Source organism: Methanosarcina sp. A14 (assembly GCF_001729375.1).
GTDB lineage: Archaea > Halobacteriota > Methanosarcinia > Methanosarcinales > Methanosarcinaceae > Methanosarcina > Methanosarcina barkeri.
Genome location: NZ_LZPK01000193.1, coordinates 1 through 8,864 on the forward strand (window position 1 = coordinate 1; position 8,864 = coordinate 8,864).

The window sequence follows — 8,864 nt, forward strand, 5'->3', positions numbered from 1 at the left end:
TCTTTGCAATTTTTTTCTTTCCAATGATATTATTCTTGAAAGAATTTTGCAGCGTTTTAAATCTTCTGTAAAATTCGCTTTATATTTATGCATAGATCTTGCGATAAAAACTGCGTATTAAAAAAGATAAATTCCATTTTTTGTGATGGAAATTTTTGTCCTTCAAAATTAGTATGTTCATGTGGAACGCAGCCCGTTAATGATTTCTTCTAGAAGGAAAAGGGCACCCGAAACTCCCAGATATGTTTTCGGGATAAAGTGGATGTACCCTCTGTCCGGGAGGGAAATTTCGATACCTGCTTTGCAGCATCCCTTTGCTTTTAAAAGCTGAAGGGTAAAACTGTCAGCAAAGGCAATATCAACCGATTCAAGCGAAAGGTCCCTATCCCAGGCTTCGCAAAAGCCCTTTTCCGTCAGAAATGACTTAAGAGATCTTGCTATTTCAGGGTCGCTTCCGGGAAGCAGTTTTACTGCATAAGGGGCCATGCCCAGGTAGGAGTAAAGCCAGTGTGTAAGAGGAAAGACAAGAGAGCTTTCGGCTTGGATTGAAAAACTGGCTCCTTTGGGAAGCCCTGAGAATGAATGGAAACGTGAAATCTGTTGATAACTAGTCTGCCTGGCTTTCCGTACTTCCGCAAGTGCAGGTGCAGGGTCGATATTTAGGACAGCTGCAACTTCTCTCAACAGGCTTTCATTCGCATCAAAACCCAATGGAGCCCCAAGAGGAGAAAACACGGCAGGAGTTCCGAAGTTTTTCCGATACCACTCAGCAACCCTTCTGCCGTATTCGGGGAAAAGGACAATATTACAGGCTGCGTTGTTTGATTCCCGAATTTCGTCGAGGGAAGTTCCGGCAAGTAAAATAGCTCCCACTTCCAGGCCTAAGAAAGACAGGAGCCGCTTCATTTCTGCAACCGAGCCTTCCCAGTGTTTGTGGAGAAGGGAAAGTCCTATCAAATTCACTTTTTTAGTAAACTCCGGGCGATTGAGAGGTCGAAAAAGGGAACGGAATTTCAGATGTTCCAGCAAGGTAAGAGTAGTATTTTCAAAGCCCTGATCTGCGGGAAGCGAAAAACCCGTCTTTTCCACAACAAAACATCGAGTCTGCAGCCCTGCCTTTTTAATTACGTTCTCCAGGTCATCTCCAACAAGGCTTGCTCCCGGGGAATTAATCACTACAAGCAAACCTTTTTCTTTTGCTGCCACTGCTGCAAGTGCCCTTTCAAATTTTTCAAGGGAGCCCTGGATGAAATCTTCTCCGTCCAGGCAGGTACAAGGGACCCTGGGCTGTCCGAAATAGAACTCGTCCTGGAATGCCAGGGGGTCATGGGAACTTTCTCTGGGGAACTGCCTGTCCGAAAGGAAACTATGGTATAACTTGCACCCTGTAGGACCGTTTAGAATCACAGCTGCGTCCCTGATTCCCTCCACAGTCAGGATAGAGCCCGTAAAAGCGTCTGGGGAAAATATCAACTTTCATCGCCTCCGTCATATTTCCATCCCTCCACAACTGGCAGCCTCAAAAGCGTACTCCAGCGTTTTGCAAGTTCAAGCCCGCTCAGGAACCCAACCTGTGGGGAGATGGGTATGGTATCATAATGCACTCCACCTTCAGGAACCGAAGGGACATAACTCGAAAGAACAAGGTCCGGCCTGAGATCCCTGACATCCTTAGCCCTCATTTCATCCGTATAATTTCTCTCCACAGGGAATCCTTCATTGGACAGGAGGTCCGGACGTTCCTTCCTGAAAGTCGAGACTGAAAAACCAACCTTGAGGATTTCCATTCCCAGGTCTCTGATTGTGTCCAGAACCCAGCTGATATCTTCGGTGTAACTCACCAAGAGTACACGCTTTCCCGATAGATGGGGAGCATATTTCCCGATCCCTGCTTTGTACACTTTTTCCTGTTCTTGCAGCAGGGAAGAGACATCCTTTCCGGGAAGCAAGCGTGCTGCCAGAGCTTTTACCCAAATGGAACTTTCCCGGAAACCCACAGGAAATGGAAGCTCAAAAAACTCAAGCCTGAAACGCTTGGAGAGGTATTCCTGGATGGCCTGGGTATCAGGGTCGGTACAGGCTAACAGGTTGAGCTCCGCTTTTTTAAAAGAGCGAAGGGAAAGGGTATCTGTCTCTTTTAAAAACCTGCAGTTGACCCTGTATCCCAGTCTTTGAAGCAATTTCTCAACAATACAGAAGTTTTTTTCTTCTTGAGGGGAAAAATTCCTTTCTCCTATTATGTTAACCAGGCCTTTTTCGGGCCTTACGGAGGGGTCGATCAGATCAGCAACGCGTTTGCTGCCCTCGAGCATACCGGCTGAAAAGTCTCCCGTAATGACGCCTTCCACAGGGATAGGAATGACCCTGGCTCCAGGAAAACGAACTTTGGCTCTTGATGCTGCTTCCCTTATATTGTCTCCTATGATTCCTCCTGGACAGGTGCTCACCACAAAGACCGTTTGCCAGCCAGCTAAAAGGGCTTCCTCTATTCTATTCTCAAGTTTTTCGAGTCCCCCAAAAATAATGTCCTCTTCCTTCATATCTGTCGGCAGGAGGCCAGGGACCTGCTTTTCCTTATCTGAGATATTCCTTCCATCCCCTAATAAAAACGAGCGTGTAAGGGCATCGGCCGTGATATAGGTGCAACTCCTAGGCCCGTGTAGGACCGTGGCGGCATCGTTAACCTGAAAAGTAGCAGTCACAGCCCCTGAAAAAGCACAGCCGCAAAGGAGAGGTCTGGAGAGTTGTTTTTCTTGGGATGATGTGGATACTTCTGTTGGAGTTCTGGAGGAAATTTCTGCAGACTGCGCTTCTGGAATCCCCGGACAGATTTTCTCGAAACTTGTTTCTGGTATCTCCATATGGATTTCTGCGAAAGGCCTATTTTCTTGGCTAAGAGAAACAGGTTCAGCACAGGATCTTTTTCTGGATACAGAACCTGTTCCAAATGGCTTTATACAGGGCCGTTCCCGCCTTCCCAGCACCAGAGCCTCAAGCTCAATGTCACCGAGAGGGTTGGCAGGATGCAGCAGGCTTCGGTCCTTTTCCATGTTTTTCACATACAATGCCAGCTCTCTGAAAATACCTGCAGGAGCAGAGGAAGGAAAAGCTTCAGCCAGAGTTTTCCCTACTTTTTCAGCCTGAGAAAATACTTCATCCCTTGGAATAGAAGCCAGCACAGGCAAACCTGTTGCCCGGGCAAAGGCAAAGACCCTTTCCTCCTCCTCAAAAAGCCCTCGTCTGTTGAAGATAATACCTGCAACCCTGGGAACTGAATCCTCAAAATTTCGGATTCCTCTGAGGATATTGTTAGCAGCGTACAAGGCCATGTATTCCCCTGAAGTTACCAGAAAAACAGCATCGGCATATTCTTTTCTTAGGGGAACCGCAAACCCCCCGCAGACAACATCCCCAAGCACATCATAAAGTACGACGTCAAAGGAAGAAGCCCTGAGTCCCACACGTTTTAAGACCTCAAAACTGCTCAGTATCCCTCTACCTGCACATCCGATTCCTGGTTTCGGCCCCCCGGCTTCCACACAGGCAGTACCTCCGTAGCCTTCAAAGACCAGATCTTCAAGCTTCTGTGCTTCTTGAGGAGTTTCACGCATATAGTCCAATACTGTGGGAATGTCAGCCCCTCCAAGGAGCAGACGGGTGGAATCGTGTTTTGGGTCGCAGCCAACCTGAAGGACCCGCTTTTTCAAAACGGCAAGGGCAGCCGAGAGGTTTGCAGCAACCGTGGACTTGCCTATGCCCCCCTTCCCATAGAGAGCAATCTGGATTATGTTTTTTCCTCCTGTTACTTGCTAACTTAAAAGGGTAATCTTCTGGTTTATCCCTAAATTATTATACTTTTTTATTTTTTTTATTTCAACTATATATCGTATACAGCTGACTCACTTTTTTACTCCAACTTCTTCAACTTCGAATTTGTTTTATTTTACATGATTATTTCACAATACCAAAATGGAATTGAAACTTACTTAACTTTTGATTATTTCACAATACCAATATGGAATTGAAACTTACTTAACGTTTAACTTTTTGCGCCGTCTGCTGTTGTATCGTGTATTGAACTTTCAAATGGTTTTGAATTTGCGAAATTATTTCAGGATACAACATATCATTAGTGAACTTGACTTCACCATTAAGCTTTATTTATCCAAGAAGCCATCGTGAAACTGCAAAACTCTATATGGATTTGTCTTCAACTGTTAAAATACATCTTTAGCATTGTTGGTGTAAAAATATAACTTTCCGGCAAAACCCGAGAAAAGAGAATTAATTGTTTTTCCTGTTTTACTGAACATATCTAAGTTATCTAACGTATTATAACCGAAGTATAATAAATTTTAGGTTATATTTTTGACTTAAGGTTATTTTTCTACCCATTTCCAAGAAAAGCCAATATTTTTCTTGCCTGACTTCGGTGGCCTCCTCCACTTGAGAGTATGCACACAGACAAGATACTTGGCTACTTTATTTTGCAATCAGGCTAAAATGCAGTTAATTCATGCGAGAAAACAGGTCAGAAAAATACAGAGGTCAAGCCAAACAAAATACAGTAATTTTCCTACAAAACCACTCAATATGTTGTCTTGTCTGCTGGCATCTGAGCCGGTAATATAGAGGAACTAAAAAGCGATAGAAGTATGTCCAAATTAATTAAGGCCGGTTTCTCTTTTTGGAAAATTCCGATATGTTAATGAGTAGAAATGTTCAAATGATTAGACAAAGCTATCTCCCTGTAGCAATAATGAATTATAAAGAGGGGATGAATCTACGACTGAAGATCTGAAAAAAGCCCTCTTGCATAAATGCGAAAGTATGGACATACCCATGGTTGGAGTTGCCAGTATTGAGAGATGGAGCAATCCTCCTTTTTTACCATGGATGCCTGAGGAATTCTATCCTCAATCCATATATCCTGAAGCAAAATCAGTGATAGTTATCGGACTGCCTCCTCTCCGATAATTTTTCTCTCAAGCTCTTTTTACCTCAAGTGACTTTCATCTCAAGCTACTTTGATCTCTTTTTCCAGCTTCTTTATCATTTCCCTTACCTGAATTGCCCTTTCGAAGTCCAGCCTGTCAGCAGCTTCCCTCATTTCGGTTTCCAGTTCGATAATCATATTGGGAATCTCGGTCTTCGGGATGTGTTTGGTGTCGGTAATATCCACGACCTTTTCCCGAATTGGTTTCCTGATAGTTGTCGGGACGATGCCGTGTTCCTTATTGTAGGCGATCTGCATGGAACGGCGGCGTTCAGTCTCACGAACAGCTTTTTTGATGGAATCCGTCATGTTATCGGCATACAGGACAACTTTCGAGCTGGCATTCCGGGCTGCACGGCCTATGATCTGGATCAGGCTTTTTGAGTCCCTCAGGAATCCTTCCTTATCCGCATCCAGTATGCCAATGAAGCCCACTTCCGGAATATCAAGCCCCTCTCTGAGCAGGTTTATCCCTACAAGGACATCAAATTTTCCAAGGCGGAGTTCGCGGATAATCTCAGTTCTTTCTATCGTTTTAATATCCGAGTGCAGGTAACGAGCTTTTATTTCGTTCCTTGCAAGGTACTCGGTAAGTTCTTCCGCAAGTTTCTTTGTCAGAGTGGTTACAAGAGCACGGTCTCCCCTTTCCACAATTTTCCGAATCTCCTGCATGACATCTTTGACCTGACCTTCGAGAGGACGAATTTCCACCTCAGGGTCAACAAGTCCTGTTGGCCGGATAATCTGTTCCACGATCTGGGCTGAGTGCTCTCTTTCATAATCTGAAGGCGTTGCCGAGACAAAAATCACGTTTTTCATGTACTTCTCGAATTCATCGAACTTAAGAGGCCTGTTATCGTAAGCACTGGGAAGCCTGAACCCATAATCGACAAGACTCTTCTTCCTTGAGCGGTCCCCGTTGTACATTCCATGAAGCTGCGGGATGGTCTGGTGGCTCTCATCGATTACCATCAGGAAATCCTCAGGGAAATAGTCAAGCAGGCAGAAGGGCTGTTCTCCTAGCTGTCTGTGGTCAAAATGCCGAGAATAGTTTTCAATGCCTTTACAGGTGCCGGTTTCCTGAATCATTTCCATATCATAAATCGTGCGCTGTTTCAACCTGTGAGATTCGAGAAGCCCGAGTTCAGGAAGGTGTTCTTCGAGTTCTTCGAGGATGGACTGAATTGCACTTTTCTGTTCCTCCTCAGGAATTACATAGTGCCTGGCAGGATAAACAAAGAAATAGTCCATCTCTTCCGTTCGCTGACCGGTCTGTTTGTTTACCTCGGAAATCCGGTCGACCTCATCTCCGAAAAGCTCAATCCGGATAATATCATCAAAATATCCGGGAATAATATCAATAGTATCTCCTTTTACCCTGAAGCGCCCTGGCATGAGCTCAAGGTCGTTCCGTTCGAACTGGATTTCAACGAGCTTTTGCAGGATTTCTTTTCTCCGGACCTTATCTCCTAACTTTAATTCAAACCCCATTTTCTGGAAATTCTCAGGATTGCCAAGCCCGTAAATACAGGATACGGATGCCACTACAATAACGTCCTGACGAGACATCAGGGAAGCAGTAGTTGCAAGTCGCATCTGCTCGATTTTGGGGTTAATCTGGGCATCCTTTTCAATATACTGGTCCCTGGCAGGAAGATAGGACTCAGGTTGATAGTAATCGTAATAGGAAACAAAATACTCAACCCTGTTTTCAGGGAAGAACTCCTTGAATTCATTATAAAGCTGGGCAGCAAGGGTTTTGTTATGAGCAATAACAATCGTCGGTTTCCTGACCTGGTTTATGACATTTGCAACAGTATAGGTCTTCCCTGATCCTGTTACCCCAAGCAGGGTCTGGTACTGCTCCCCATTTTCAAGCCCATCCACAAGTTTTTCGATTGCTTGCGGCTGGGAACCCTTGGGTTCGAAATCGGAAACCAGCTTGAACTGCGGGCTGTCCCAATATCGGGTATCTCGTATTGTGTCAATGGCTTTTTTAGATACAGCTTGGGATGTCTTATCTGAAGATTTCATAGAATCAAAACCTTAAAATTCTGGAAATTTAAATGACGGACACATATTACCAACAGTAGTAATAACTAATTAATGATTTTCAGGAATCTGGGATTTTTTGGAATCAATCCTTTTTAGGAATCATAGATTTTTTGGAATCAGTCATTTTTAGGAATCATAGATTTTTGCCTTAGCAGGCGGTTATAGGTAATTGCAAACCTGTGAGCTTCGTCCCGGATTTCCTGGACAAAAAGAGAGGCTTTCTCGTTTTTTTTGATGGGAAGAGGAGACTTGATTCCGGGCACATAGATTTCTTCTTCCCGCTTGGCTATCGAAATAAGAGGAACCCTGATTTTGAGCTTTCTGAGTTCCTGAAAAGCTGAAGAAAGCTGTCCTTTTCCCCCGTCTATAATGATAAGGTCAGGTAGGTCATGCTTGTCCTCGAGCAAGCGAGAATAACGCCTGCGTACAACCTCTGCAATGGAAGCAAAGTCATCGATCCCTTCAACACTCTCGATCTTGAAGCGGCGATAATTGTGTTTATCAGGTCTGCCCCCACGGAACTGAACCATTGAACCGACCGTAGCCGTGCCTGAGAGATGAGAGATATCAAAACATTCTATGACATTCGGAAGTTTCGGAAGGGATAGTTTACTCTGCAGGGCTTCGAGCTTTTTCCGGTCTCCAAAGAAACCTATCTCAACATTTTTCAGGGCAAGGGCGAGAAGTTCCTTTTTCTCTCCCTGTTTCGGAACCGTAACTTTGACTTTTGTTCCTTTGACGTGAGAAAGGAAGTCAACAAGCGATTCTTCGAGAGGTTCAGGAAGAATTAGTTCTTCAGGAGGTTCGTTCTCGGAATAATATTGTACAAGAAATTCTTCCAGAAAATTTTCCCCAAAGGCAAAAACATAGTCCTGTTTATCTTCAAGTGTACCTTTGTAGACCTTGAAGAGCATGAGATAAACGGTATCATCCCTGACAATGTAGTTCAGAATATCCTCATTATGCTTTTTCTGCCTCTCCATATTTTGTTTTTCCTGAAGATACTCAAGGGCTGCAATCTCGTCCCTGAGAACCATGGCCTGCTCGAACTGCTGCCTCGATGCCAGCTCCCTCATTTCTTTTTCCATAGACTCGATAAGCTCTCTGATATTGCCTTTCAGGACCGAGGCCGCTTTCTTCACTTTCTCGGCATAGTCTTCTGCGGAAATTGCACCTATGCAGGGCCCGCTGCATGCCGCTATATGGTATCTGAGGCAGGCCCGTTTCGGCATCTTTTTACAGGTCCGAAGCTGGAAAGTCTTTCTTACAACTTCAAAAATGTAGTCTCTTTCCTTTGCCGAGACAAAGGGCCCAAAAAAGCTTCCACCATCTGCTTTTTTCCGGGCGAGCTTGATCCTTGGAAACTTTTCATCAGTTAAATGAATGCAGGCATACCTTTTTGAGTCCTTAAGAGCAATATTATACCTTGGCCAATGTTTTTTGATAAGAGTATTTTCCAGAAGAAAAGCCTCTACTTCAGTGTTCGTGACAATAAAATCGAGGTCCGTTACAGCCTCTATAAGGCTCGCAGTTTTTGGATCATGGTCTCGTTTCTGGAAATAGCTGCTTACCCGCTTTTTGAGGTCCTTTGCCTTGCCTACGTAAATCACAGTCCCTTCTTCATTCTTGAAAAGATAACAGCCAGGTAGGTGAGGTAGAGCCTCCAGGTCAATCATTTTTAAACCTCTTTTTCAAGTTTTTCAGTTTTTAAAGGGAGCTTAAATCAGTTTAATCAGTTTCATCGGTTTAGTCAGTTTAGTCAGTTTAGTAAGTTTAGTCAGTTTAGTCATTTTAGTCTGTTTAGTCAGTTTAG

Annotated in this window: 5 protein-coding genes; 1 reads left to right on the top strand and 4 read right to left on the bottom strand. The window is 44.2% G+C overall.

From position 1 onward, the window contains the following. Positions 1-177 precede the first annotated feature (177 nt). Both A9239_RS09865 and A9239_RS09870 read right to left on the bottom strand, forming a co-directional pair. On the bottom strand, positions 178-1,473 hold the full coding sequence (locus A9239_RS09865; RefSeq protein ID WP_048116679.1) for a nitrogenase component 1: 1,296 nt from the start codon (positions 1,471-1,473) through the stop codon (positions 178-180). After that, positions 1,470-3,788, bottom strand: a complete 2,319-nt coding sequence (locus tag A9239_RS09870) for a nitrogenase component 1 (RefSeq protein WP_048155788.1) — start codon at positions 3,786-3,788, stop codon at positions 1,470-1,472. The genes A9239_RS09865 and A9239_RS09870 overlap by 4 nt, the downstream gene beginning before the upstream one ends. Before the next feature lie 1,042 nt (positions 3,789-4,830). Here A9239_RS09870 and A9239_RS20445 point away from each other — a divergent pair. Continuing rightward, the gene (locus A9239_RS20445) at positions 4,831-4,977 is read left to right on the top strand and encodes a hypothetical protein (protein ID WP_230668860.1); all 147 of its coding nucleotides are present in this window, start codon (positions 4,831-4,833) and stop codon (positions 4,975-4,977) included. Positions 4,978-5,017: 40 nt separating this feature from the next. Here the strand turns inward: A9239_RS20445 and uvrB are convergent, their stop codons facing one another. Next, positions 5,018-7,030, bottom strand: coding sequence for an excinuclease ABC subunit UvrB (gene uvrB / locus A9239_RS09875; protein WP_048155785.1), 2,013 nt, complete (start codon positions 7,028-7,030; stop codon positions 5,018-5,020). A 137-nt stretch (positions 7,031-7,167) separates the two neighbouring features. Beyond that, positions 7,168-8,727: an excinuclease ABC subunit UvrC gene (gene uvrC / locus A9239_RS09880; RefSeq protein ID WP_048116687.1), complete on the bottom strand. Its 1,560-nt coding sequence runs from the start codon at positions 8,725-8,727 to the stop codon at positions 7,168-7,170. Positions 8,728-8,864: the final 137 nt, after the last annotated feature.

What these genes read in the sequence shown, in the direction of transcription:
- A9239_RS20445 (WP_230668860.1), top strand. Translation starts at nt 4,831, where the DNA reads ATGGACATACCCATGGTTGGAGTTGCCAGTATTGAGAGATGGAGCAAT.
- uvrB (WP_048155785.1), bottom strand. Translation starts at nt 7,030, where the DNA reads ATGAAATCTTCAGATAAGACATCCCAAGCTGTATCTAAAAAAGCCATT.
- uvrC (WP_048116687.1), bottom strand. Translation starts at nt 8,727, where the DNA reads ATGATTGACCTGGAGGCTCTACCTCACCTACCTGGCTGTTATCTTTTC.